The 1,009-nt window shown below is 52.8% G+C and carries 1 protein-coding gene; it reads right to left on the bottom strand.

Going from position 1 to position 1,009, the window contains the following annotated elements; translation table 11 throughout:
• Positions 1–13: 13 nt before the first annotated feature.
• A partial coding sequence (gene mltA, locus D5S03_RS00280) for a murein transglycosylase A (RefSeq protein WP_287042356.1) occupies positions 14–1,009 on the bottom strand: 996 nt, incomplete at its 5' end.

Raw genomic sequence — 1,009 nt, 5'->3', positions numbered from 1 at the left:
GTCCAGTATTTCGTTAATTCTTACCATATTTGCGAACCATGAGAAAAATCTCAGCCCTGTCGCTCATCTTACCGGCAAGATATTCAGATCTCTCCCCGAAGCCGCAGAAAAGGTCCAGGTGTCTCCCCCGGATAGCCCCCCCGGTATCCTGCGAGGTTACCGGCCCACGGATGCGGGTTTTCTGGCCCAGGTATTCCGGCAGTTCTGCATCCATTATCATGAGCGAACCCCAGGGAATAACCTCCGGGTCGCTGGCCACACTGACCCACGGAGTAAGAATCTGCCCTGTGGACCCCCTTGGACCCTGATCATCGAGATGAAAAAAAATGTAGCTGGGGTTTTCAGCCATGAGCTCATGCTTTATATCCGGGTTTTCCTGAAGTACGGCCCGGATGGACTGCATGCTCACTTCGTCCTGCTCAAGGAAGCCAAGCTGCACCAGGACCCTGCCCAGGGCAACGTACTGACGGCCGTTTCTATCCGCGTACAAAACATGCTCGTAATCTCCGTCAGGATACTTAAGCCTCCCGGATCCCTGAATATGCAGGAAAAACAGGTCAATGGGATCCTTTACCCAGGCTATCTCCAGACCGCGTCCGGCCAGGGCGCCTTCCAGCTCTATCTCCCCCCTGCTGTAATAGGGCTTTATTTCGCCGTTCTCCAGCCTGTAGAAAAGCCTCTGATCTTTCCAGCGGGGATGAAACTGACCCAGGTCAACTCTTTGCAGGTCACTGGGCCTGCCGTAAACCGGATACCTGAAATCTTCACTTTTATCCCTGGAAGCCTTAAGCTCTGGCTCGTAATAGCCGGTAAGAAGCACATCCGGGTTTACCGCATAAAAATCAAAATAGTGTTTAAGCAGTTCAGGGTTGCGGTCAACATCCGGCAAAAGCTGGATAAAGAGTTCCAGGGTTTCTTTTATATCCGACCAGGTCAGGCAAAGCTCCGGCTGGCAAACCGCCTTTTGGTCGCCGTCCCTGGTCCTGACGTAATCAAGGCTCTTTTCCAG

Source organism: Desulfonatronospira sp. MSAO_Bac3 (genome assembly GCF_003838035.1).
Classification (GTDB): Bacteria; Desulfobacterota; Desulfovibrionia; order Desulfovibrionales; family Desulfonatronovibrionaceae; genus Desulfonatronospira; species Desulfonatronospira thiodismutans.
This window is presented reverse-complemented; position numbering and strand designations above follow the sequence as displayed.